This window comes from Kallipyga massiliensis ph2 (assembly GCF_000311985.1).
Taxonomy (GTDB): domain Bacteria; phylum Bacillota; class Clostridia; order Tissierellales; family Peptoniphilaceae; genus Kallipyga; species Kallipyga massiliensis.
In genome coordinates, this window is sequence record NZ_HE978585.1 from 1383981 (window position 1) to 1409505 (window position 25525).

General features: G+C 52.4%; 18 protein-coding genes. 1 reads left to right on the plus strand and 17 read right to left on the minus strand.

Features of this window, described 5'->3' with window-relative positions:
* Positions 1-55: 55 nt before the first annotated feature.
* The 14 genes from HGKM_RS06340 to HGKM_RS08305 form a co-directional block, all read right to left on the minus strand.
* Complete coding sequence (locus tag HGKM_RS06340; RefSeq protein WP_019134497.1) at positions 56-1750, minus strand: phospho-sugar mutase; 1695 nt, start codon at positions 1748-1750, stop codon at positions 56-58.
* Positions 1740-3728, minus strand: coding sequence for a type I pullulanase (gene pulA / locus HGKM_RS06345; protein ID WP_019134498.1), 1989 nt, complete (start codon positions 3726-3728; stop codon positions 1740-1742). The genes HGKM_RS06340 and pulA overlap by 11 nt, the downstream gene beginning before the upstream one ends.
* Entirely contained in the window at positions 3712-5139 is a 1428-nt protein-coding gene (glgA, locus tag HGKM_RS06350; RefSeq protein ID WP_019134499.1) for a glycogen synthase GlgA, read from the minus strand. Before glgA ends, pulA begins: the two co-directional genes overlap by 17 nt.
* Positions 5140-5210: 71 nt before the next feature.
* A complete protein-coding gene (gene glgD / locus HGKM_RS06355) occupies positions 5211-6341 on the minus strand; it encodes a glucose-1-phosphate adenylyltransferase subunit GlgD (RefSeq protein ID WP_019134500.1) in 1131 nt (376 codons plus the stop codon).
* A gap of 9 nt (positions 6342-6350) precedes the next feature.
* Positions 6351-7490, minus strand: coding sequence for a glucose-1-phosphate adenylyltransferase (locus HGKM_RS06360; RefSeq protein WP_019134501.1), 1140 nt, complete (start codon positions 7488-7490; stop codon positions 6351-6353).
* 247 nt (positions 7491-7737) lie between these two features.
* A complete protein-coding gene (gene eno / locus HGKM_RS06365) occupies positions 7738-9048 on the minus strand; it encodes a phosphopyruvate hydratase (RefSeq protein WP_019134503.1) in 1311 nt (436 codons plus the stop codon).
* Positions 9049-9057: 9 nt separating this feature from the next.
* Positions 9058-9813, minus strand: coding sequence for a triose-phosphate isomerase (tpiA, locus tag HGKM_RS06370; RefSeq protein ID WP_019134504.1), 756 nt, complete (start codon positions 9811-9813; stop codon positions 9058-9060).
* Positions 9814-9822: 9 nt separating this feature from the next.
* A complete protein-coding gene (locus HGKM_RS06375) occupies positions 9823-11019 on the minus strand; it encodes a phosphoglycerate kinase (RefSeq protein ID WP_019134505.1) in 1197 nt (398 codons plus the stop codon).
* Between the two features lie 107 nt (positions 11020-11126).
* Positions 11127-12137, minus strand: a complete 1011-nt coding sequence (gap, locus tag HGKM_RS06380; protein ID WP_019134506.1) for a type I glyceraldehyde-3-phosphate dehydrogenase — start codon at positions 12135-12137, stop codon at positions 11127-11129.
* 178 nt (positions 12138-12315) lie between these two features.
* Positions 12316-13293, minus strand: coding sequence for a peptidylprolyl isomerase (locus tag HGKM_RS06385; RefSeq protein WP_019134507.1), 978 nt, complete (start codon positions 13291-13293; stop codon positions 12316-12318).
* A gap of 11 nt (positions 13294-13304) precedes the next feature.
* Positions 13305-16823, minus strand: coding sequence for a transcription-repair coupling factor (mfd, locus tag HGKM_RS06390; RefSeq protein ID WP_019134508.1), 3519 nt, complete (start codon positions 16821-16823; stop codon positions 13305-13307).
* A gap of 8 nt (positions 16824-16831) precedes the next feature.
* On the minus strand, positions 16832-17521 hold the full coding sequence (gene pth, locus HGKM_RS06395; protein WP_019134509.1) for an aminoacyl-tRNA hydrolase: 690 nt from the start codon (positions 17519-17521) through the stop codon (positions 16832-16834).
* Positions 17521-18471 carry a ribose-phosphate diphosphokinase gene (locus HGKM_RS06400; protein WP_019134510.1) on the minus strand — a complete coding sequence of 317 codons (951 nt, stop codon included), beginning with the start codon at positions 18469-18471 and terminating at the stop codon, positions 17521-17523. Before HGKM_RS06400 ends, pth begins: the two co-directional genes overlap by 1 nt.
* A 103-nt stretch (positions 18472-18574) precedes the next feature.
* Entirely contained in the window at positions 18575-19693 is a 1119-nt protein-coding gene (locus tag HGKM_RS08305; RefSeq protein WP_019134511.1) for a hypothetical protein, read from the minus strand.
* Between the two features lie 174 nt (positions 19694-19867).
* Here HGKM_RS08305 and murC point away from each other — a divergent pair, with 174 nt between their 5' ends.
* Positions 19868-21268, plus strand: coding sequence for a UDP-N-acetylmuramate--L-alanine ligase (murC, locus tag HGKM_RS06410; RefSeq protein WP_019134512.1), 1401 nt, complete (start codon positions 19868-19870; stop codon positions 21266-21268).
* Positions 21269-21322: 54 nt separating this feature from the next.
* Here the strand turns inward: murC and HGKM_RS06415 are convergent, their stop codons facing one another.
* The 3 genes from HGKM_RS06415 to HGKM_RS06425 are packed head-to-tail and all read right to left on the minus strand — an operon-like array spanning position 21323 to position 25508.
* A complete protein-coding gene (locus HGKM_RS06415; RefSeq protein ID WP_019134513.1) occupies positions 21323-22423 on the minus strand; it encodes a tetratricopeptide repeat protein in 1101 nt (366 codons plus the stop codon).
* The gene (locus tag HGKM_RS06420) at positions 22420-23130 is read right to left on the minus strand and encodes a hypothetical protein (protein ID WP_019134514.1); all 711 of its coding nucleotides are present in this window, start codon (positions 23128-23130) and stop codon (positions 22420-22422) included. Before HGKM_RS06420 ends, HGKM_RS06415 begins: the two co-directional genes overlap by 4 nt.
* Positions 23131-23141: 11 nt before the next feature.
* Positions 23142-25508: an endonuclease MutS2 gene (locus HGKM_RS06425; RefSeq protein ID WP_019134515.1), complete on the minus strand. Its 2367-nt coding sequence runs from the start codon at positions 25506-25508 to the stop codon at positions 23142-23144.
* Positions 25509-25525: the final 17 nt, after the last annotated feature.

The following is a 25525-nucleotide window of genomic DNA, read 5'->3' on the forward strand; positions in this document are numbered from 1 at the left end:
AGAAATTTTGACTAAAAAAGGCCCTGCCGAAAGGCAGGGCCCATCAAGAAAGTCTTTATTGGACAGAGGCGAAGACATCATCCGTGGCATTCTCAAAAGCCGTCAGCTTTCTTTCCGAATCCTCCAGGTCCTCCCCTACTGAGTACATATAGACCTTGATTTTGGGCTCTGTTCCGGAAGGACGGATGGCATACCAGGACCCGTCATCATAGAAATAGCGGAGGACGTTGGACTTGGGCAAGCCTGTGTCATCCCTTTCGTAGTCAATGACTTCATCCAGGGTCATATCGGCGATCTTCTCCAAGGGATTGGCCCGGAATTCTTCCATGATCCGGTTGATTTTTTCTTTCCCATCAATGCCTTCCAGGACGGTGGATTTGAGCCGGTTATTGTAGTAGCCATATTCCTCATAGAGCTCATCCAAGACATCGAGCAGACTCTTGCCCTGGGCCCGGTAGAAGGCGGCCATCTCCGCAATCATCATGGCTGAAGAGACGGCATCCTTATCCCGGACAAATTTGCTGGGATTGTAGCCAATGGATTCTTCAAATCCATACAAGTATTCAAATTCTCCGGTCTCATCCCATTCATTGACAGGAGCGGCTATATTTTTAAAGCCGGTGAGGACTTCAAAGCACTCCACCCCATAATCCTCAGCAATGGCCGCCAGGAGGTCTCCGGTAACAATGGACTTGAGCACCGCCCCGTTTTCCGGCAGGGTCCCCTTGGCCTGGCGTTCAGAAATAATGTAGTAGCCAATCAGGGCCCCTACCTTATTCCCATCAAAGAAGACAAAGTCCCCTTCCGAATTTCGGACTTCCAAGGCGCACCGGTCGGAGTCCGGATCGGTGGCAAAGAGGAGGTCGGCCCCCACTTCCTTGCCCAGCTTCTCTGAAAGGGCAAAGGCCTTGGGATCCTCAGGGTTTGGATAGCCGATGGTGGTAAAGTCGGGATCGGGATTTTCCTGTTCCTTGACGATGTGGATATTGTCAAATCCTCTTTCCCTAAAGATCCGACGGACCAGTTTATTTCCGGCTCCATTAAGGGGGGAGTAGACAATTTTAATATTTTTATCAATGGATTGGTCGTGGATGGGTAATTCCAGGATGTCCTGGATATAGTCTTCGATCAGGTCCTGGGCAATCTCCTCGATCAGCCCCTGCTCCTTGCCCTCTTCGTAGGCTAGGCGCTTGATATCTCCATAGGAAATCACCAGTCCGATTTCCGATTCAATGGCCTTAGCCCAGTCATCAAGGATCTGGGATCCCTCATCGTTATAGACTTTATAGCCATTGTATTCCTTGGGATTATGGGAGGCCGTCACCATAATGCCGGCAAAGGAATCTGTCTTTCGGACCGTATAAGAAAGGAGGGGGGTCGGCTGGCATTCGGTATGAATATAAACATGAATGCCATGGGCCGCTAAAATCTCTGCGGACAGAATGGAAAACTCCTTGGAAAAGTGACGGACATCATAAGCAATGGAAACGCCCCTGTCCTTGGCATCCTGTCCCTGGCTCTCGATAAAGCGGGCTAGACCCTCGCAGGCAGCCCCAACAGTATACATGTTCATCCGGTTGGTCCCTGCACCCAGCTTTCCCCGGAGGCCTGCAGTTCCGAAGGCAAGGGGCGTATAGAAGCGGTCCTTGATTTCCTCCTCATTTCCTTCCAAAGCCCTGAGTTCCTCCTTAGAAGCCTCATCAATCGACGGATCCTCTAACCAGGCCCGGTAGATATTTTTATAGTCCATAAGATCCTCCTTTTGTAATGGAAAAAATAGTGGTGGATAGGGGTTGAAGATGGATAAAGGGCAGGTCTGACTCCCCTCCTTCTATCCGGTTGCACGCCACCCTACCCTTGGGGTCGAAAATTTTTTGGATGGAGAGCTGGTAGGCCTTTAGGGCCCGGAAGAGGCCGGAAGTGGGCATAACCCCACCTTTCCATCCATTGTGGTGGACGACCAGGAGGTAGTCCCGGTGATTTCCTTCATCAACCTGGTAAACCAGGCTGATCATATTATCGTTTTGGGGGTCAATGACCCGAACCCTATCCCGAACTGACCGACCGCTGGCCAAACGAAAGACCGGAAAGTCCTTGCGGATTTGAATTAAATCACGGACATAGTGATAAAGAGACCGGCGCTTGAGCTTGAGGGTCCAATTCACTGCGTTAATCGAATAAGGGGCATTATAGGAATTGGGACTCATTGCCTTGGACCGGCGAAATTCATTGCCGGCATGGAAAAAAGGAATTCCTTGGGCAGTGAGAAGAAGGCCGAAAGCCAGCCGGGTCATGGGGTCATTTAAGTCTCCATCCGGGTTGGTCAAAGAAAGTTTATCCTCCAGAATCAGGTTGTCATGGGCATTGAAGTAGTTAATGGATTCAATGGGGTCCCGGACTCCCCCATCTATGGAGTCGGTCCGGATGGAGCCTAGGAGTCCGTTGGTCAGGACTTCCCTGTTTCCGACAGCACCCTGAATAAAACCCTTGCCCGAGCCATCATTGTCTCCCTTGACCATCTGGCGGAAAACCTCATTGAAGAGGGCAAAGCCCTTCCCTACCTGACCGGACCAACGAACCTGGTCTTTGAAATCCAGGCCGGAAGGCCCACCTGTCCAGGGTTCTCCATAAACCAGTATATTGGGATTAACCTCCCGGAGACGGGCAAGGGCAAGATCAATGGTTTCCCGGTCTGTTAGGGCCATGAGGTCAAAGCGGAATCCATCCACCTTGTATTCCTTCTGCCAGAAAAGAAGGGAGTCGATGATCAGTTTTCGAACCATGGTTCTTTCAGAAGCCAGCTCATTGCCCACGCCAGACCCGTTGGTGAAAAGGCCATGGCTGGACCGGTAATAGTAGCCCGGTGCCAGAATGTTAAGGTTGGAATCGTAGGACTTCCAGGTGTGGTTATAGACCACATCCATAATCACCCCGATACCCGCCTCATGAAGAGCCTGGATCATGGCCTTGCAGTCCCGGATCCGGGACTTGGGATCGTCCGGGCAGCTGGCATAGGACCCCTCCGGCACATTGTAGAGCTCCGGATCATAGCCCCAATTATAGTTATCCTCCCGGCCAAAGGCTTCCGGATCCTCATCTGCTGAGATGAAGTCATTGATGGGCATAAGGTGGACATGGGTGATCCCCAACTTCTTCAGGTGGTCCAGGCCGGTGGAAGTAAAGTGGTACTTCCTTCCCTCCTCCACCATCCCCAAAAATTTTCCGGCACACTTGACCCCGGAGGTCCGGTCAAAGGTAAAATCCCCCACATGGACTTCGTAGATAATGGCTTGGTCTGGAGGGGTGTCAACAAAAGAAGAAGAGGAAAAGCCCGGCGGGTTGGTCTCTTCCATATTGACAATGGCTGTGCAACGGGAATTGAGGGAGGCCGACAGAGAATAGGGGTCGGTCACTTCCTGGTCCCCAACCCGGTAGGTGTAGTAGAAGCCGTCCAGGTCCCGGTCAACCCGGGCTTGGAAGATTCCTCCTGCCTTATCCATAGGTAGGCAAAAGCCCTCCCGATCCTCCCTATTCCGGTAGAGATGGAGGAGGACTTCCTCCCGTTGAGGAGCCCATACCCGGAAGATGGACCGATCCTTTCGGTAGTCCAAGCCCAGGCTTTGAGTCCGGGCCTCTTCCTCCAGCCTGTCTAGCCGTCCTCTTTCATTGATTATGTCCTCCCTGGGGAGGGTCTGATTGGTCCAAGAAATTTTACCAGAGCGATTCATAAAGCTTTAAATATTCCTTACTGGATGCCTTCCATGACAGATCCTTCTTCATTCCATTCTTCATGAGCAGGCGGAAGTCATCAGGCTGATTCACATAAACTTCCACAGCGCTTCGCATGGCATAAAGGAGTTCATGAGCATTGACGTGGGCAAAGCGGAAGCCTTCCCCGGTTTTTTCGTATTTGTTGTAGGCGTCCACCGAATCCATGAGGCCGCCGGCTTCACGGACCAGGGGTACTGTCCCATACCGCATGGCAATCATCTGGGAGAGGCCGCAGGGCTCGGAGACCGAAGGCATGAGGAAGAGGTCGGCTCCGGCATAGATCTGGTTGGCTTCCTTATCCGAATAATAGATGTGGGCAGCACACTTCTCCGGGTACTTATGGGCAAAATAGCGGAACATCTCTTCATAGGTTTCATCCCCTGTCCCCAGGACAACAAACTGGACGTCCTCCTGGAGGAATTCATCCATGATATAGCGGACCAGGTCCAGGCCCTTCATGGCCGTCAAGCGGGAAACCATGGCAAAGAGAGGAACATCCGAGCGGACCGGGAGGCCACAAAGCTCCTGGAGGGCCTTCTTACAGGTCTTCTTTCCCTCCAAATTGCTGATGGAATAATTGGCTGCGATGTGGGGATCCCTTTCCGGATTCCACTTGTCCGTATCAATCCCGTTCAATATGCCGGAAATCTTGAAAGCATAGGCGTTGATGACATTCTCCATTCCCTCTGAAAAGAAGGGGTAGTGGATTTCCTCCGCATAGGTGGGCGAAACCGTATTTACCTTTGTCGAGTGGACAATCCCACCCTTGAGGAAGTTGATGGTGTCATAAAACTTCAAGTCATAGTCGGAAGCATAGAAACCATTGAGGTTGGTCCAATAGAAGAGGTCCATGGCGAACTGACCCTGGTACTTGAGGTTGTGGATGGTCAGGACTGTCTTGACGTCCTTATAAAAGGCATCCCCTGTCCGGTAGTCGTTGACAAAGACAGGAACAAGCCCGGAATGCCAGTCGTTGGCATGGATGACATCCACCGGCCAATCCAAAACCCTGGGCAAGCGAGCAGCCGCCTTGGCGAAGAAGATATACCTTTCACCATCGTCAAACTGGCCATAGAGGCTGGGCCGATTGAAGTAATACTTGTTGTCCAGGAAATAAAAGGTTACTCCCTCGGTAACCAGCTCATAAACCCCGCAATACTCATGCTTCCAACCGATATCGACATAAAAGTCGGTAATCTTTATCAGGTCTCTCGTATATTTTCCCGGGATCTTTCCATGGAGGGGAAGGCAGACCCGGACATCCTGGCCCAGCTTAGCCAGGGCTTGGGGCAAGGATCCGGCCACATCCGCCAGACCCCCGGTTTTAATAAAAGGTGTTGCTTCCGCTGCGACATATAAAATATTCAAGCTTCCTCCTTCACTTCAAATCTTCCCGGTCATTCTACCGGAAAGAAATATTCATTATTACGCTTACCCCCTTAAATTAGGCCAGGGTTGGTGATGGCCTGGTCCTTCCCAATCATATAGGGGTTGTTGGCCGACCCGGCTACGGTGACTCCGGACCCCACCAGGGCATTCTTGTCAGTGATGGTATTGACGCAAACAGCATTCTCCTCGATTTCTGTCCCCTGGTTGATGATACAGTTCCGAATAATGGCATTTTTATGGATGTGGACTCCACGGAAAAGGACGGAATTCTCCACTTCTCCTTCAATGATGCAGCCGTTAGCCACCAGAGAATTGGACATTTTGGCCGTCTCCGTATAGAGGGTGGAGGGCTCATCCTTTGACTTAGTATAGACCATCCCGTTTTTATGGAAGACTTCCCGGTAGGATTCCGCATCCAAAAGGGCCATATTGGCATGGTAGTAGCTATCAATATCGTGGTTATAGAAAAGTTTGGATTCCACTTTGTAGGTTCCGATCTTCAGCCGGGTCTTGTTGTTGAGGACCGCTTGGATCAGGTTGTTGGCATTCCCCTTTTCCATGGCATCCTTAACCAGGTCAATGAAGACCTTGTTTTTGATGAAGTAGCGGCCGATTTGGAGCTCAATCTTGGGGTTGGTCCCCAGGTTGTAGCCGATATTAATCAGCCGACCATTCTCATCCAAAATCAGCTTATTCATCCCATTGTAACGGCCGTCTTTATCATTTTCCTCAGAATAGAGAATAAGAATATCGTAGTCCCCCTCGATGAAGGTGTTGTAGGCTTCCTGGAGGTTGACCTTGGAAATGGCCATGGGGTTCTCAATATAGAGGTTTTCATGGGCCATATTCTCATAAAAAGGCAGAGAACCAAAGAAAGTTTCAACATCGGAGTGCTTTCCGGTCTGAGAGTTTTCCACCCGAGGGTTGATCAGGAGGCCGTTTGACCTCCGGTTAAGCTCCCAGTCGGAGCCGTCGGAAATGTGGTCGATGGTGGAGCGGATGTTGGATCCTGCATAAAGCATAACGTGGGAAACGTTAAAATTGGCCATGTTGGATAGGCAAAAGTCGATAATCCGGTAGCGGGCACCGAAGGGGATCATATAGTCAGGACGGGTCTTTACAAGGGGACCGAAATCCTCATTGTTCCCCGGGCTTAAAATAATTCCACTGCAATTTTTCATCTTGGCCTCCTATTCTTTATTGACCTTGCCATCCGAAACAAGGTAGACCGAAGACAGGTCTTCACTACCGATCTCAACGCCTTCTTCAATGGTTTCTCCCTCGTTCATGACAACACGGTTGACCTTGGCATTTTTCTTAATGACGCAGTCGGAAAGGATGACGGAGTCCTTGACCAGGGCTCCTTCTTCCACCGTGACATTGGCAAAGAGAACAGAATGCTCCACTTGGCCTAAGATGTTGCAAGCCTCATTAACCAGGGAATTGGTCACCTTAGAATCCTTACCCAAATAATGGGGAGGGAGGTTTTTGGCCGAGGTGTAGATCTGCCAGGACTTATCATAAATATCCAGCCCGTTATTCGGGTCGATCATCTCCAGGTTGGCTTCCCAATAGGATTTCACCGTCCCCACATCCTTCCAATAGCCATCAAAACGGTAGGCATAGAGGGGAAGGTCTTCCGCCAACATGTGGGGAATGATATCCTTTCCGAAATCGTAGGAAGAATTTTTATCGTTATAATCCCGGATCAGTTGACGACGGAGGGTGGGCCAATTGAACATATAGATTCCCATGGAGGCCAGGTTAGACTTAGGCTTTTCCGGCTTTTCTTCAAACTCAATGATCCGGCCGGACTCATCCGCATTCATAATCCCGAAGCGAGAGGCCTCGTCCCAAGGCACTTCCATAACGGCGATTGTACACTCCGCCCCTTTCTTCTTATGGAGAAGGAGGAGGTCATTATAGTCCATTTTGTAGATATGGTCAGCCGAAAGGATCAGAACGTACTGGGGATCGATCCGGTCCAGGAAATCAATATTCTCATAGATAGCATTGGCCGTCCCTTCATACCAGCGTCCTCCCTCTTCATTGTAGTAGGGAGAGAGCATGCGGAGACCTCCCTTGGTCCGGTCATAGTCCCAGGCATCCCCGATCCCGATATGCTCATTGAGCTTATAGGGTTTGTATTGGGTCAGGACACCAATGTCCCTGATTTCCGAGTGGGTGGCATTGGACAAGGCAAAGTCAATAATCCGATATTTCCCTCCGAAGGGAACCGCGGGTTTAGGCGTATCTTTGGTCAGGTCTTTCAACCGGGACCCCTGACCGCCGGCCAGGAGCATGGCACAGATTTGGTTCTGATTTCTCATAAGATCCTCCAATCCAGGTCAATCATCTTTTCTTATTTTACCATTATTGCCAGGAAGATTCGACCATATGAAAGGTTTTCCTTTGCCCACTTTCTTCAACTCCTCTTTTTTTAAGTTGAAATGCCTGTTTTAGCAATAGGTTATTGGAAAAGAAAAGCTGGTTTTGGAAGAGGGAAAGCCTTTTTTAGAGAAAGAAAAAAGAGGGGAAAAGACCCATGCCCTTTCCCCTCTTTCATGCTCATTCTGCTTACTTATTCCGTTTGATGTTGTAGAAGGAATCCATTCCTTCGTACTTTCCGTCCTCACCGACATAGTCCTCGATCCGGAGGAGTTGGTTGTATTTAGCAACACGGTCGGTTCTGGAGGGAGCCCCTGTCTTGATCTGACCGGCGTTGGTAGCCACAACCAAGTCAGCAATGGTGGTATCCTCACTCTCCCCGGAACGATGGGAGATAATGGCAGTGTAGCCGGCCCTCTTGGCCATTTCGATGGCGTCCAGGGTCTCGGTTAAAGTACCGATCTGGTTGACCTTGATCAAGATGGCATTGGCCACCCCCATGTCGATCCCCTTCTTCAGCCGGGCAGGATTGGTGACAAAGAGATCATCCCCGACCAGCTGGACCCTATCGCCCAGGCGGTCAGTCAGTTTCTTCCAGCCATCCCAGTCCTCTTCCGCTAAACCATCTTCAATGGAGATGATGGGATACTTGTCGACCATCTCTTCCCAGAAGTCGATCATCTCATCGGCAGTCTTAAACTGGTCGGTCTTCCAGAAGTAATAGCCATCCTTGCCGATTTTCTTGGCTTCTTCATAGAGTTCCGTCGTGGCCGGGTCAGTTGCCAACATGAAGTCCTCGCCCGGCTTGTATCCGGCCTTTTCGATGGCCCTGACCAGGTACTCAAAGGGTTCTTCATCGGTCTTGAAGTTGGGGGCAAAGCCGCCCTCATCCCCGACAGTTGTGGAGAATCCATCTTCCTTTAACACTCCCTTGAGGGTATGGAAAACATTGACGCACATTTCCAGGGCCTGGGACCAGGATTCCGCTCCAACCGGCATAATCATGAATTCCTGGAAGGAAACGGAGTTATCAGCATGCTTTCCGCCGTTGATGACGTTCATCATGGGAACCGGGAAGGTCTTGGCATTGACTCCACCCAGGTAGTTGTAGAGGAGGAGACCGCACTCATCAGCCGCTGCCCGGGCACAGGCCAGGGAGACACCTAAGATGGCGTTGGCTCCTAAGCGGGCCTTGTTGTCCGTCCCATCGGCTTCAATCATCATGTTATCGATTCCGATCTGGTCGGTGACTTCCCAACCCAGGAGCATTTCAAAGATTTCGCCGTTAACATTTTCCACAGCATCTTCCACGGACATCCCGTCATAGTAGCTGTCGTCTCCATCACGGAGTTCAACCGCTTCGAACTGGCCCGTCGATGCGCCGGAAGGGACGATGGCCCGGCCAAAGCCGCCTTCTTCAGTCGTTACTTCGACTTCAACAGTGGGGTTGCCCCGAGAATCAAGAACTTGACGTGCATAAATATCAATAATCGCAGACATAGGTCCTCCTCAGTTTTTCTTATAGTTCACGAGCTGGGCAAAAGACTCGGCTTCCAGGCTGGCTCCGCCAACCAAAGCCCCATCAATATTTTCCCGGCTCATAATTTCTTTCACATTGCCCGGCTTTACCGACCCGCCGTATTGGATCCGGACCGCTTGTCCCGCCTTTTCTCCAAAGGACTTGGTGATTTCCTTCCGGATAAAGGCACACATTTCCTCGGCATCGTCCGAAGAAGCGGTCTTCCCGGTCCCGATGGCCCAGATAGGCTCATAGGCGATAACGATCTTGTCGAAATCGCCCTCATCCAGTCCCTGGAAGTCGGCAGCAAGTTGTCCGGCTACCTTCTTTTCAGCCAAACCGGCCTCCCTTTCCTCCAGGCTCTCTCCTACACATAGGATGGGCTTGAAGCCTTGGTCCAGGGCCGCCTTGACCTTCTTTTGGATCATGGCGTCATCTTCTTTGAAAATGGTCCGACGTTCGGAGTGGCCGATGATGATGTATTCCACCTCATAGTCCTTGAGCATGGGACCGGAGACCTCTCCGGTATAGGCCCCCTCTTCCTCATAGAAGAAATTCTCTGCGCCCAGGCGGAGGGATGAGCCTTCCATGGCCTCCCGGACGGAAGGAATGTCGATAGAGGGCACACAGACCAGGGCCTCCACTTCCCCATCCAGGTCCATTTTTTTAATCTCCTGGATTAACAAACCCGCCTGGTAGGGCGTTTTATTCATTTTCCAGTTTCCGGCAATCAGTGGTTTTCTCATACGTCCTCCTTATCGATCGCTAATGGCGGCAATGCCGGGCAAGACCTTTCCTTCAAGGAATTCCAGGGAAGCTCCACCGCCGGTGGAAACGTGGGTGATCTTGTCCTTATAACCTGCCTTCTCGACGGCAGAGGCGGAGTCACCCCCACCGACAATGGTGACGCCCGGGCATTCGGCCAGGGCCTTAGCTACGGCAAAGGTACCTTGGGCAAAATCCTCCATCTCGAAGACCCCCATGGGGCCATTCCAAACGACAGTTCCGGCATCTTTAACGGCTTCTGCAAACAGCTTGGCGGTTTCCGGACCAATATCCAGGGACATCTTGTCGGAAGGAATCTGGTCAATCTTGACCACTTTGGTTTCCTGACCTTCAGCTACTTGGTCGGCAATGACACCATCCAGGGGAAGAAGGAATTGGACGCCCTTCTCCCGAGCCTGTTTCAGAAGGTCCCGGGCCAGGTCAATTTTATCTTCCTCAAGAAGGGAAGTCCCGATCTCCAGTCCCTGACTCTTTAAGAAAGTGTAGGCCATGCCCCCGCCAATCAGGATGGTGTCCACCTTATCCAAAAGATTTTCGATAACACCGATCTTGTCGGATACCTTAGCCCCTCCCAGGATAGCGACAAAGGGGCGGGCGGGGTTGTCCAGGGCCTTGCCCATAACCTCCACCTCCTTTTGAACCAGACGGCCCAAGCAGGAGGGCAAAAGGCTGGCCAGGCCAACGTTGGAGGCGTGGGCCCGGTGGCAGGTTCCGAAGGCATCATTGACAAAGAGGTCACCCAAGGCGGCTAAATCCTTAGCGAAATCGGGGTCGTTTTTCTTCTCCTCCGCTCGGAAGCGGGTGTTTTGGAGGAGGGCCACATGACCGGCCTCTAAGCCCGCCAGTTTTTTGGCCACTTCATCATCCACTACCCGGTCGGAAGCGGCAAAAAGGACTTCCTGTCCCAGGAGGCTGGAGAGATGGGACGCAACAGGAGCCAGGGAGAAGGCCTCCGAGGGCTCCCCTTTTGGACGGCCAAGGTGGGAGAGCAAGATGACCTTGGCTCCCTGGTCCATGAGGTAGTTGATTGTCGGTAATGCTGCCCGAATCCGGGCATCATCCATGATCTTTCCGGAACCATCCTTGGCCATGGGGACGTTAAAGTCCACCCGGACCAAGACTCTTTGATTCTTAAAATTCATATCATCTAAGGTTTTTTTTGCCATAGAATCTCCTTTCACAAGCTTCAACGGAAGCTTTCTAGACATCGCTTGTCCGGCGGTTACAGAGAAAAAGGCGGAAAAGGCCTAACCTCTTCCGCCTTTGGGGCAAATTACTTAGAAAGTTTGGTGATGTATTCGAGGGTCCGAACCAGCTGGCAGGTATATCCGTACTCATTATCATACCAAGCTACGGTCTTGACAAGCTGGTTGTCTCCCGTTTCAACGACCTTGGTTAAGGTGGCATCAAAAATGGATCCGGCTGTTGTTCCAATCACATCGGAAGAAACAATTTCGTCTTCATTGTAGGCAAAGGAGGGGTTAGCGGCCTTCTTCATGGCGGCGTTGACCTCTTCCGTTGTCACCTTCTTTTCAAGCACGGTGTAGAGCTCGGTGATGGATCCGGTGGCGACAGGAACACGGAGGGCGGTACCGTCGATGATCCCCTCGACTTCAGGAATGACTTTTCCGACTGCCTTAGCAGCACCGGTGGTGGTGGGGACAATGTTCTGGGCGCCGGCACGGCCTCTGCGGAAGTTGTTGGCCTTGTTGGGGGAGTCTTGGATGGCCTGGTTTCCTGTGTAGCCGTGGATGGTGGACATCTGGGCAACCTTGATACCGAAGTTTTCCTTCAAAACCTTGACCATGGGAGAGAGGCAGTTGGTGGTGCAGGATGCACCTGAAACGATGATATCATCAGCGTTAATGACGTCTTCATTTACGCCGTAAACGATCATCTTGACACCGTCACCCTTAACAGGGGCAGAGATCAGGACCTTCTTAGCCCCGGCATCGATGTGGGCCTGGGCCTTTTCTTTGGACGTATAGAAACCGGTACACTCCAAAACCACATCCACGTCCAAATCCTTCCAAGGAAGCTTGGAGGCATCCGGCTCAGCAAAGACTTTGATGTGGTCGCCATTGACCTCAAAGCCTTCTTCCGTCTCTTTAATCTCCCCATCAAAGGTTCCCTGCATGGTGTCATACTTGAAGAGGTAGGTTAAAAACTTCTTGTCTACCAGGTCGTTGATGGCGACGACATCAATATCGTTGAGGGTCTGAATACGACGAAGAGCCAGACGTCCGATACGTCCAAAACCGTTAATTGCTACTTTTGTTGCCATAAGTAAACCTCCTAAATTTTCTTGTTTTTCATACCATTCATTTTTTACATTCACTGTTTATTATACCCAAAGAGAGAAATAAAAACGACCAAGCCAATAAAAGCTTGGTCGTTTTTTATCAATTTCTTCCATTGAACTTGGAATGGAAAGTGACCTGTCGATGATCTTTCTTCCTTCTTTACTTGGATTCTTCAGCGGCAGAAGATTGGCTCTCCTGGCCGGATCCTTCCTTGGATTCTCCGGACTCTGCCTCGGATTGGTCAGAAGCCTGACTGGATTCCTCTTCCTTCTTCTCACCGGGGAATTCCACCTTGGCTTCGTCAACCAACTTCTGGAGATATTCCTGGTAGGCATTGGCCGTCAGGGCAGTCAAAATATCATCCTTAACAGAATCGGCGGTGTTGTAGTTTTTGTTGAGGCGGATGATGTGGTAACCGAACTGGGTTTTCACCGGTTCGGAAAGCTCGCCCTCTTTCAGGGCTAAGAGGGCCTTGGCAAAGACCGAGTCAAACTTGCCGGGGTTCTGGAGGCCCAAGCTACCCCCATTCTGTGCAGATGATCCATCTTTGGAAACTGCCTTGGCCACGTCTTCAAAAGATTCGCCTCCGTCAATTCTCTTCTTGGCTGCCTTGGCTTCTTCTTCTGTAGGAACCAGGATGTGAGAGGCATCTACCTTCACCAGACTTTCCTTGTTATCTTCAAAATACTTCTTGATTTCTTCTTCAGAGGGAGCATTCTTTTGGGCATACATCTCTTTATGCTTACGGGAGATGGTCTCAAACTTGAGCATCTCCTTCATCTGGTCATCGGAGATCTTCAAGACTTCCAAGGTTCTCCGGTAACCCTCTGCTCCACCATAAGCCTTGACTGCCTTGTCAAAGTCTTCCTTATAGTCTTCATCCGTCAGTTTGACCTCGTTCTTCTCCAGGTCCTGGCGCATGACGACTTCCTGGACCAGCTGTTTTTTAATCGATTCGGGAAGCTGGTATTGGGCAGCAATCATGGACTTGATGACATCCAACTGGACATCATAGCGTTCCTGGGCGATCTTTTCCCCGTTAACGGTGGCGAAGGTGCTTCCTCCGGCACCACATCCGGTTAAGAGTAGGGAAAGAGCCATCCCTCCCGCTAAAATTTTCTTCACTTGCTTTTTCATTCATTCCTCCATTAGATCGTTTTCGCTTTTAGCTTTCGTACAAAGTTCACCAGGTTGGTCAACTCCCGAATTTTATGGGGAGAGGACTTGACCTTGAACTTGGGTTGAGCTTGAAAATCAAAAGAAAGTGGACCTTGGAAGGTCTCTGCAATCTCTTTCAATTCCTCAACACTAAACAAATCAAAACTATCATACCTCAATTCGACGAAATCGTCGATTTCTTTGACCTGGCTGAAGCCCACCTGGGAAGCCCATCGTTTGATCAGAACAATATCCATCAGGTTGATGACGGACTTGGGCGGGTCGCCAAAACGGTCAATGAGTTCCTCAATGATTGTACTATAATCCTCCTCATCACCTATGGAGGCAATTTGTCGATACATCATTATTTTTTCCGTCGACTGACCAATATAGGAGTCCGGGATATAGGCGGAGGCCTTAATATCCACATTGATCTCCCGGATCTTCTCTTCGGCTTCCTCCCCCTTAACCCGAGAAACAGCCTCCTCCAGCATTTTGACATAGAGGTCATAGCCGATGGATTCAATATGGCCGGACTGAGATTCGCCGAGAATATTTCCGGCCCCCCGGAGTTCCAGGTCCCGCATGGCAATCTTATAGCCTGACCCGAATTCCGTGAAATCCCGGATAGCCTTCAGCCGTTTCTCGCTATCCTCTGTCAGGACCTTGTCCCTTTGGTAGGTGAAGTAGGCATAGGACCTCCGATCAGCCCGTCCGATCCTCCCCTTGAGTTGGTAGAGCTGGGAGAGGCCCATCCGGTCGGCTCTGAGAACGACCAGGGTGTTGACATTGGGAATATCCATTCCTGTCTCCACAATGGCTGTCGCCAGGAGGATGTCCACCTGCCCTGAAACAAAGGATTCCATAACTCCTTCCAGCTGGTTGGTGGTCATTTGGCCATGAGCTACGGCCAGGCTGGCTTCGGGGACAAGGCTTTGAATATGACCGGCCATTTTATTGATATCATAGACCCGGTTATGGATGATATAGACCTGGCCATCCCGGTCCAGTTCACGCTCAATCGCATCCTGGACCACCCCCGGATCGTATTCCATGACGTAGGAAGTCGTGGGGTAGCGCTCCTCCGGAGGCTCCTCCAGGAGGGACATATCCCGGATCCCGGTCAAAGAGAGCTGGAGGGTTCTGGGGATGGGCGTAGCAGAAAGCGTAAGGACATCCACATTCTTCCACCGCTTCTTGATTTTTTCCTTGTCCTTGACCCCGAATCGCTGCTCCTCATCCACAATGAGGAGGCCCAGGTCATGAAAATGGATATCCTTGGAGAGAAGGCGGTGGGTGCCCACCACGATATCTACACTCCCCTTCTCGATCTGCTTAACAACCTCCTTCTGCTGACTGGTCGTCTTAAAGCGGGAGAGGAATTCCACCCGGGCCGGGAAGTTCCGGAAACGGTCCTTGATGGTCTGGTAATGCTGTTGGGTCAGGATGGTGGTCGGGCAGAGGAAGGCCACCTGTTTTCCGTCCATAATGGCCTTAAATGCGGCACGGAGGGCGACTTCCGTTTTTCCATAGCCCACATCCCCACAAAGGAGACGGTCCATGGGCTTGATGGATTCCATATCTTCTTTGATTTCAGCGGTGGCCCTAAGCTGGGAGGGGGTCTCCTCATAGGGGAAGTCCTCCTCGAATTTGGCTTGCCAGGGGGTATCCGATCCAAAGGCATGGCCCTGGACCTTGGCCCTTTCCGCATAGAGGGCCACCAGGTCTTCAGCGATGGCATCCAGGGCCTTTTTTACCCTGGCCTTGGATTTCTTCCAATCCGCTGTGCCCAAACTGTTTAATTTGGGTGCCTTGGATTCCTTGGAGATGTACTTGGACACCATCCCCATCTCATCCGTGGGCACATAAAGAATGTCCGAGGCCCGGTAGGAAATCTTGAGGAAATCCTTGGTGATTCCCCCGATGGACATGGTTTCCGTCCCCTTAAATTGACCCACTCCGTAAAGCTCATGGACGACAAAGTCCCCCACATCCAGGTCCTGGTAATTAAGGAAATTCCCTGCCTTCTTCTTAGGGCGGATCTTTTTCCGCTTTTTTGCCCCGGAAAGCTCCGTCATAGTTAAGACGGCTAACTTGGAATCCGGATAGCGAAATCCCTGGGGATAAGACCGGTTGACCACATAGAGCCGACCCGGATCCAATTCCCCTTTCTCATTCAAACCGGTCGATTCCGGAAGGAGGATGAGTTGGTTGTCCAGACCGGACTCGCGGAACTGGTCGGCGATCCCCGGAGCCGAGGATCCGGCCAAAAAGAGGATCCGGTAACCCTGGCCCAGCCTCCTCCTAAGGGTGGCAACCAGGTCATCCCAGCGATTTTTGAAGGATTCCACCCCCATGGAACGGATCTGGATGAGCTGGTCCGCCCGGAAGTGGGGAGATTGCTTGAGGATCTGGGAAAGGTTGACCTGGGCCCGGTCCCGGAAATCGTCCAGGACTTCCTCCTTTTCTTTAATAAAATTCATATGGGAGGGAAGGATATCTCCTCGTTCCATCTGGTGGACCAGGTCCTCCGCCTCCATGCGGATCCGGTCCTCCTCCTTCTCCAGGATTCGGTCCAGGTCCTCGAAGACCACCACCCCCTCTTCCGGAAGATAGTCAGCCAGGGAGGATAGGGTCTCGGGGGGGAGGAAAGGAAGAAGGAAGTCGCTGGGCCCCGTCTTCCCCCCCTCTTCGTAGTCTTCGATCAGTTGGTTGAGGACATCTTCCAGGTGGCCCCCCTCCCTATCCCCCTTCTTCTTGGATAGGGAATCCGCTTCTTTCTTCAGGCTTTTCAGAGCCTCCCGAATATCCTGGGGACGGAGGAGGACTTCCTCCGCCGGCCCCACTTCAATCCGATCAAGGCGATCCGTCGACCTCTGGTCCTCTACGGAAAAAACCCGGATGGAATCCACTTCCACATCAAAGAATTCGATCCGGAAGGCCTTTTTTTCCGAGGGGGGAAAAATATCGATGATTCCACCCCGGAGGGCAAATTGCCCCCGGTGTTCCACCGTCATGACCCGCTCATAGCCCATGGTCACCAGTTTTTCCAGGATATCCTCGATCGGGTATTCCTGACCCAGTTCCAGACTGAGACGGTTGGCCAGTCGGACCTCCGGAGGGCTAACCGGCCGAGAAAGGGCCTGGAGGGTGGTGGTGACAATCAGGGGACCTCCGGCAGCCAGCCTCTCCATGACCTCCATCCGTCTTTGCCGGTTGGAGGAAATGACGGAATCTGCCCGGAAAAAATTGATTTCCTCATTGGGAAAGTATAAAGCCTTCCCTTCCGAAATGGATTCCAGCCCTTCCGTCAATTCCATGGCCCTTTTCTCGCTTGAAGACACAAGAAAAACAGGTCGCTTGATAGTTTCCGCAAGGAAGACTAAAAAATGACCTGTTGACTCCGGAAGGAGGCCATGGAGGTAGACCCTCTTCGCTCCTCCTTCCAGGGCCTGGAGAAAGCGGTTTACATAGCGATCCGATTTCAGTAAATTCGTAATAACATTCATTCTATCGTTTATTTCTCTCCACACCGCTTGGCCTCTTTGATAAAGGCCTCCTGGTTCCTACGGGCTTTTTCCCGGTTGATTCTCTCTTTTTCTTCCTCATTCGTTGGCTTGGGAAGGCGGTCGGAGACCCAACCGTTGACCTGGTTCATCGCGGCTTCCACCCCCTGGTCCAGGATGGTTTCAACAGCCCGGCAGGCCATATCAACTTCATCCTCCACCACCTTCTCCTCCTCCGGCGTGAAAGTGGAAAGGACAAAGTCAGCCAGGTCCTGGCTGGCCATCCGACGGCCTACAGCCAAGCGGATTCGGGGGAAGTCCGTAGTAGAAAGGGAGGAGACAATGGACTTCATCCCATTGTGGGACCCGGCAGACCCATGGCCCTTGACCCGGATGGTGCCCAATTCAATATCGATATCGTCATAGACAACAATCAGGTGACCGGGATCCAGCTTATAAAAGTTTTGAATGGCCTGGACTGCTTGACCCGACAGGTTCATATAGGTCTGGGGCTTGACCAGGAGGACCTTTCGGCCCTCCCGTTGGCCCTGTCCAACCAGGGCCTTCCACTTGACCTGGTTGACGGAGATCGACCAGTCCTTGGCCAGGCGGTCAACCACCCGGAAGCCCATATTATGGCGGGTCTTTTCATAGTGGTTCCCGGGATTTCCCAGGCCGACAATGACATAAAGTTCGCTCATTAGAAAAGCTCGCTTACCGATTCATAATTGTAGATCCGGCGGATGGCTTCGGCCAGTTGGGGACCGATGGAAACCACTTCAATTTTGGAGCATTCCTTGCTCTCCGGCAGGTGGACGGAGTTGGTCACCACGCACTTCTTCACTGCAGAATCTTCAATCCGGTCAACAGCGGGGCCGGAGAGGAGGGCATGGGAAGCGGTAATATAAACGTCTTTTGCTCCTGCTTTTTCAGCTAGGAAGTTGGCCGCATTGGTAATGGTTCCGGCCGTGTCAATAATGTCATCAATGATGATGCAGTTCTTTCCCTGGACATCGCCAATGATGTTTTCCACGACGGACTCATTGGGCCGAGGCCGAGTTTTTTCAATGATGGCGATGGGGAGATCCAGGTCATGGGAGAACTTTCGGGCCCGGGTAACCCCGCCCAGGTCAGGAGAAACGACCACCCAATCTTCGGGAGCTTCATCAACAAGGGGCTTAAAGTAGCGGGCCAGGAGGTGGCCTGCGGCCAAGTGATCCAGGGGAATATCGAAGTAGCCCTGAATCTGGCCGGCATGGAGGTCAACCGTGATTACCCGGTCCACACCGGCAGCTTCCAGAAGGTCGGCCACCAATTTTGCCGTAATGGGTTCCCGGCCGGCTGTCTTCCGGTCCTGGCGGGCATATCCATAGTAGGGCATCACGACATTGATCCGGTTGGCTGAAGCCCTCTTCAGGGCATCGCAGATGATGAGGACTTCCATCAAGTGCTCATTCACCGGATAGGAAGTGGGCTGGATCAAAAAGACATCATACCCACGAACCGTTTCATTGATTTTGACCTGAATTTCGCCATCCGCAAAGTGGTTGAGTTCCATATCTCCTAAACGCTTCTTTAGAATGGAGCAAATTTCCTCCGCCAACTTTCGGTTCGAAGATCCGGAAAAGATCTTCATTCCACGTGCATCCATGCTTCCTCCTAACGTTATCAGCGACAAATCCTTATCCATTATATACCAAGGAATCTTGGGCGGGCGCTTTTCTCCCCCGGGATTTCATAGAAAATTGTCCCCTTTAAAGACTCCCCTTTGCCTTCCTCCTGGCTACATAACCGGGAATCTTTTTTACCTCTGCCCTTTCAACAACCAGGGCCCCCTCCTCAACCTTTGAGCTGATGGTGGATCCGGCCGCAATAAAGCCTTCTTTTTCCACCTCGACCGGGGCGACCAGGTTGGCATTGGACCCAATGAAGGCGCCGTCGCCCACCAGGGCCCGGTGTTTATTTTTCCCATCATAATTGCAGAAGATGACCCCGCAGGAGATGTTGACCTCCTCCCCTACCTGGGCATCCCCAATGTAGGCCAGGTGACCGGCCTTGGTTCCCCGGCCCAAGCTGGCCTTTTTTACCTCGACAAAGTTTCCAATATGGACATTTTCCCCGATATAGGCTTGGGGGCGGAGGTGGGAGAAGGGGCCGATATTGGACCCCTCTTCCATAACGGAGGATTCGATAACCGAGGATTTAATCACGACCCCATTCCCAATCGTAGAATTGTCAATTTCACTGCCGTCGGTAATCCGGCAGCCTTCCCCAATGACCGTCTTCCCGGTGATCCGAACGGCCCCTTGAATCCAGGTCCCTTTCCCGATTTTTGCCTCCGGATCAATCACCGTGTCGAAGGGGCGGTCAATCCGAACACCGGCCTTCATGAATCGGTAGTTAACGGCTCCATGGATGGCATGGGCAGCAATGGGCAGGCTGGCAAAATCGGTAATATGGGGAAGGCCCAAGTCGTAACCGGAGAATTCTCCATCCCGGTGGTCAAACAGGGGAACCAGGTCTTCAAAGACAGGGCTTTGGCCCTTCAGTTGGATAAGGAGGTCACCATTATCTTCCTCTTTCACCCATCGATAGGCAAGAATTTCCTCTTCCTCGGAGAGAAAGGCCGTATTCCCGGAGTCGAGAAACTCGCGGACCGCCTCCCCCAGTGGAAGGGGAAAGCCGACAGAGATAAAAAAGACTTCCTTTTCATCCCCCGATAAGTCCGATAAGGGAACGGGATCCAGGCCCCCTTCCCGACAGGCGGTTTCCACTAATTCTCTCAGCGAATGATTCATTAGGGAAAGAAGATCCTCTCCTCCTTCCTCCTTCAGTTCTTTGGTAAATTTATTGTCCAAAATAACAGCTTTCATACAAGTCCTCCCAAATGGATTCCACACCATTCCATGGCCACTCCCCCAGCTGTAAATATCTAGGGTTGAATATTTCCTTTTCATTATACACATTCCTCCCCCGCAAGAGGGCCGGCCGTCCCATGAGGTCCCTTTTTGTGTTATCATGAGTTGATTTCATGTGAAGGAGGAAGCATGTTTACGATTGATCTGGACCCTAAAAGGTCCCAAATAAAGAGTATACACTTTATCGGCATCGGAGGCACCTCCATGTCCGGAATTGCCGAACTTTTATTCGATAAAGGGTTCACCGTTACCGGGTCCGACCGAGAGGAAGGATCCTACACCCAACACCTACAAAATAAGGGGATTCCCATCGTCTTTGGGCAGAAGGCCGAAAACATCCAAGACCAGGACCTCTTTGTCTATACCGATGCCATCCCGGAATCCAACCCCGAGCTGAAGGCCGCCCGGGCAACCGGCCGACCTGTCGTCTCCCGAGGTCGGGTCCTGGGGGCCATCATGAGAAATTACACCCATTCCATCGCTATCTCCGGTGCCCATGGGAAGTCCACCACCACCTCCATGATGGCGGAAATCCTCATGGCTGCGGAGGACCGGGACCCCACCATCCTGATTGGCGGAGCCTTGGATGAGATGGGCGGAAACTGCCGGACCGGGGATGGAAATATCTTCCTGGCCGAAGGCTGCGAATATAAAGGAAATATTTTATTCTATTATCCTTCTATCGCCGTCGTCCTCAATATCGATGCCGACCACTTGGATTACTTTAAGGATTTAGAGGACATTATCCATACCTTTGAGCGCTATATGGAAAACATCCCCCAGGACGGCCTGGCCATCCTCAACCTGGATGATCCCTATTCCCGGACCCTAAAGGACTTCGTCAAGGGTCGGGTGGCCTTTTTCTCCATGACCAATCCGGAAGCGGATGTCCATGTGGAAAACATCGTCTATAGCGACCTGGGTCAGCCCTTCTTCAACCTGGTTTTCAAGGACGGGACTCGCTTGGAGATCAAACTGGGTGTCCTCGGTGATTTTAACATTCGCCATGCCATGGCGGCCAGCCTGGCTGCCCGGGAAGCCGGTCTCTCCATGGAAACCATCAAGAAGGGCTTAGAAGCCTACCGGTCTCTCCACCGCCGGATGGAAGATATGGGGACCTTCCATGGTGCCCGGGTCTTGACCGACTATGGCCACCACCCGGCGGAAATCCAGGCCACCCTGGAAACCATCCACCCCCATGTCAAGGGTCGCTTCTACTGCGTTTTTGAACCCCATACCTACTCCCGAACCCGGACTCTGATGGCTGACTTTGCCAAGACCTTCGGGGACTGCGATGAGGCGGTCATCACAAAAATATACGGAGCCCGGGAAGAAGACGACGGGTCTGTCCGGTCGGAGGAATTGGTGGAGAAGGTCCAGGCTCACGGCGACCGGGCGGTCTACCGGGAGACCTACCAGGATGTGGTGGACTACCTGAAGAATAAGGTGACTCCCGACGACCTGATCCTGACCACCGGCTGCGGAAAGGCCGATGAGATTGCCAAGCTCCTGGTTGCCCAAGGAAAATAATTCAAGGATAAGAAAAAGGACCCCTATCCAGCGAAAGGCTGGTAGGGGTCCTTTTTATTGAAAAATTTCCTCTCGTAAGGACATGATTTCATTGAAGAACTCATCCGAAAGGTCATCATAGGATAGGAGCTCATTGATATCCTCCATGGCCTTGTCTTTTTTTCCGGCAAGGAAAAGGAGGATGGCCCGGTTATAGCGAAGGCGGAGGGCGGAAGGATAGTGGTCCAAACCCTTATTTGCCGCAGCCAGGGCCTGGTCCCTCTTCCCCCAGGCAGTCAGGGCATAGACCCAACCATTATAGAGGTCTTCAAAGTCTCCACCCCGGTCCAGGGCCTCCTGGAAGGCACCGGCCGCCAGGTCATAGGCGGACATATTTTGATAGGAGAGACCCAGATAATAGAATACATCATAGCGTCGGGTCTTTTGGCCCAGCTTGCTGAGGATGTCCACCGCCTGGCCATAATCGGCCCGGCGCATGAAGTAGAGGGCGGATTCGATCTCGGTCTCCGGTTCGATCCTCTCCAAGGCCCGGCGAACTTCTTCCTTGACCTCGGGGTCCTCCGCCCACTCCAGGGCCCGCTGATAGTAGGCTGTTGCCTTAGAAAAATGCCCCATCCCTTCGTTAATTTGTCCTAAGGCGGTGTTGGCCAAGGGCGAGTGGTCGTCTTTGTTCAAGGCTTCCTCCATAATATGGGAAGCTTGGTGGACCATATCCGCCTGGTCCTCCTCGCTCAAAGAGGGAATCCGCCAAAGGAGGTCTCCGAAGTGGACTTGGGCGGAGAGATTATCCGGGTTGATGATCCCGGCCGCCCGGAAGGCGATCAGGGCCTCCCGGCTCTTCCCCTCTGCAGCTGCCTCCAGGCCCATATTCAGAGCAAATCGGTCCGCTTCCTTGACCGTCCTTTTCAAAAGGTCCAAATAATCCTTGGCATGAATAAAGTCGGGATCGATCCCCAGGTTCCAAATCATTCCCTTCACAAAATAAGAATAGTCAATCTCCCGGTCCAGTTGTCCTTCTTGGATTCCTCCCAGAAAGTCTTGAACCCGGATGGGCATAGGAAGGGGACCAATCCCCCACTTCTTTTGGGCTTCTTCCTTCAAGTCCAGGTAGGCGAGTTCCTTAGTAAATTGGATGAAGTAATCCTCAAGTCTCAAGACCGGCTCCTTTCATGGTAGGCCCGGGACCTCTTGGAGGTCTCGGATAGGATCCGGTAAAGGAGCCCCTTGGTGTAGTAGTAAATGGCTTTAAGGACAGCCAACCCCAGGATATAAGGGAAGGATCCTGTCCCCGGGATTGAAGCCATGATGGTCCAACCCATTCCCAGACCCCGGTAGATGAGGATAGCTACCAAAGCATAGGGAAGGATGAGGAGGATATTTTCTTTCCAAAAATTCAAGAGGGAGGGGAAGATGGTATTCATCGTTTCTCCGGACTGGTAGACGGCTTCGTAGGCCGGGCTGGTAAAGACCGACCAGACAAGGAAAAGAACAAGATAGCCGGTCGAGGCCATGAGGGGGCGACCCAGGCTGGTCGCCGCCATTTCCACCAGGTAAAAGACGAAGTAGACCTGACTTAAGGGGGCAAGGTAGCCATGGTCGTATTCGATTAAATCCTCCTGGCTCAGACTCCCCCTGCGGAGGAGTCGGGTCATGAGGCCGGCCAGGTGGGTCAGGATGGCCAGTTGGATAAACCAGCGGATAAATCCACTCAGGATGGAATTGCCCATCTGTGCAAAGATCGTGTTGACCAGGCTGGTCACCGTCAAATATAAAATAAAGGCTAAGATCAGGACCGGCAGGCCTCTGATAGAGTCCTTGATATCCTTAAATAGTCTCCGATAAACCAGTTGAAAATCTTTCATTCTTCCTCCCTTTACTTGAGTTCCACTTCGGTCACACCGGTCCCACCCTGGTCCGGCTTGGCAAATGTATAGGACTTGACCCGTCGGTCTCTGGCAAGAAGGTCCTGGACCCCTTGTCTCAGGGCTCCCGTCCCCTTGCCATGGATGATCCGGACCTTTTCCATCCCGGCTAAAACGGCATCATCCAAGTACCGGTCCACCCGGTCCAAGGCCGACTCGTATCGCTCTCCCCGGAGGTCCAATTCCAAAGATATGCCGGCATCCTTCCTGCGCTGAATGATCAGCCGGGTCTGGGTCTGGTTGGGCAAGGAATCCCGGTCATCTTCAATCCTCCGCAGGTCTTTGACATTGGCCTTGACCTTGAGGATCCCTACCTGGACCATGACATCCCCGTTTTTATCCGGGCCTTCCACGATCCTGCCCTCATCTCCAATAGTGAGGATTTCAACAGCCTCCCCCGACTTGAGCCCTTGTGGGGCTTGGTGGGGGGCCTTCTTCCTCTTTGACAGGTCCGGTCCGCCCAAGCGTCCTTCCATAGCCTTGGCCTGGTCATTGACTGAAGTCAGGGCCCGGTCCAGTCCCCGGGTATCCTCTACCTGGTCAATGGCCTTCTTGGCCTCCCGGAGCATCCGCTGGGCCTGGTCACGAGCCTCCTGGACCAGGTCCCTGGCCTCCTTTTTGGCCGACTCCAACTTTTTCTCATAGTCCGCCTTGGACCGGTCAAGGTCCGCTTTCATGGCGGAGAGCTTGGCCTGGTAGTCTTGCTTTTTCCTTTCCATGCTTTCCCGGGCCAGTCGGGTTTCCTCCCGGCTCTTTTCAATGTCCTGAAGAACATCTTCAAATTGGACGGAGTCGGAATCCACCAGGTTCTTGGCTTCATTCAAGAGGTCTTCCGGCATACCCAGACGCTTGGTAATCTCAAAAGCGTTTGACCGGCCGGGAAGGCCGATTTGGAGGCGGTAGGTGGGTGAAAGGGTTTGAACATCGAATTCCACCGAGGCATTCTGGACTCCGGGAGACCGGATGGCAAAGAGCTTGAGCTCACTGTAATGGGTGGTGGCCACGGTCCGGATTCCCCGCCGGGTCAATCGGGTTAAAATAGCCATAGCCAGGGCAGCCCCTTCCACCGGGTCCGTTCCCGAACCGATCTCATCAAAGAGGAGGAGGGAACGGGAATCCGCATTGGCCAAGATTTTAATGATGTTGTCCATAGAGGCCGAGAAGGTGGAGAGAGAAAGTTCGATGGACTGCTTGTCCCCAATGTCGGCATAAATGGACTTGAATACCCCCAGTTTGGAGTTGGACCGACAGGGAATTTGGAGGCCGGATTGGCCCATGACCTGGAGGAGACCTACCGTTTTTAGGGTAACCGTCTTTCCTCCCGTGTTGGGCCCGGTGATGATCAAAGTGCTGAAGTCCTTACCCAAGGAGAAGTCGATGGGGACCACTTCCTTACCCAGGAGGGGGTGGCGGGCTTCCTTAAGGTCGATCGACCGGTCATCGGTAAAGACCGGCCGGGATCCCCGGATCTCCAGGGCATACTTGGCCTTGGCAAAGGTCTTGTCGATGTATTGAAGCTTGCCTTCGTTTCCGGAAATTTCATCGGCAAAGTCGGCCACTTCCATGGAAAAATCCGCCAGGATCCGCTGGATTTCTTCCTTTTCCTCCCCTTCCAGTTCCCGAATTTCGTTGTTGAGCTCCACAATGGCCAGGGGTTCCATGAAAACCGTAGCCCCGGATGCGGATTGGTCATGGACCAGGCCCCGGAAGGATCCCCGGGACTTGGCCTTAACCGGGAGGACATAGCGGCCATCCCGCATGGTGATGATATTTTCGCTCAGATGACCCGCCTGACCGGCGGAAATCATGATGTCGTTGAGTTTCCCCCGGATCGAGTCCTGCTTGGCCTTGATGGCCCGACGGATCCGGAAGAGGGCAGGAGAGGCGGAATCGTTCATGACCCCTTCGGCTTCAATGGCGGAAGTGATGGCTTCCTCCAGGGCCTTTTGGACAAAGAGGGACCGGATTTCGCCCACAAAATAGCTGGCCTCCGCTTCCTTGCAGTAGTCGATGAGGGCCCTGGCTACCCGGAGGCCTTCGGCAATTTCCAAAAGCTGCCCCATGGAAAGGATGCCGCCCAAGCTGGCCCGCTTCACGGCAGGGCGGACCGGATAGATCCCGAAGAGAGGAGGGTTGGAATAGGCCAGAAGGAGGTCAACCGCATTTTGGGTCTCCTCTTGGATTTGGTTCAGGTAGTTAGGGTCGGATAGGGGCCTGATCTTTTTCACCGCTTCCTTTCCCAAGGGGGAAGCCGCGAAATGAGCCAGGCGGTCCAAGACCTTATCAAATTCTAAACTTTCAAGTACGATCTGGTCCATTCTTCTCCTACTTTCAG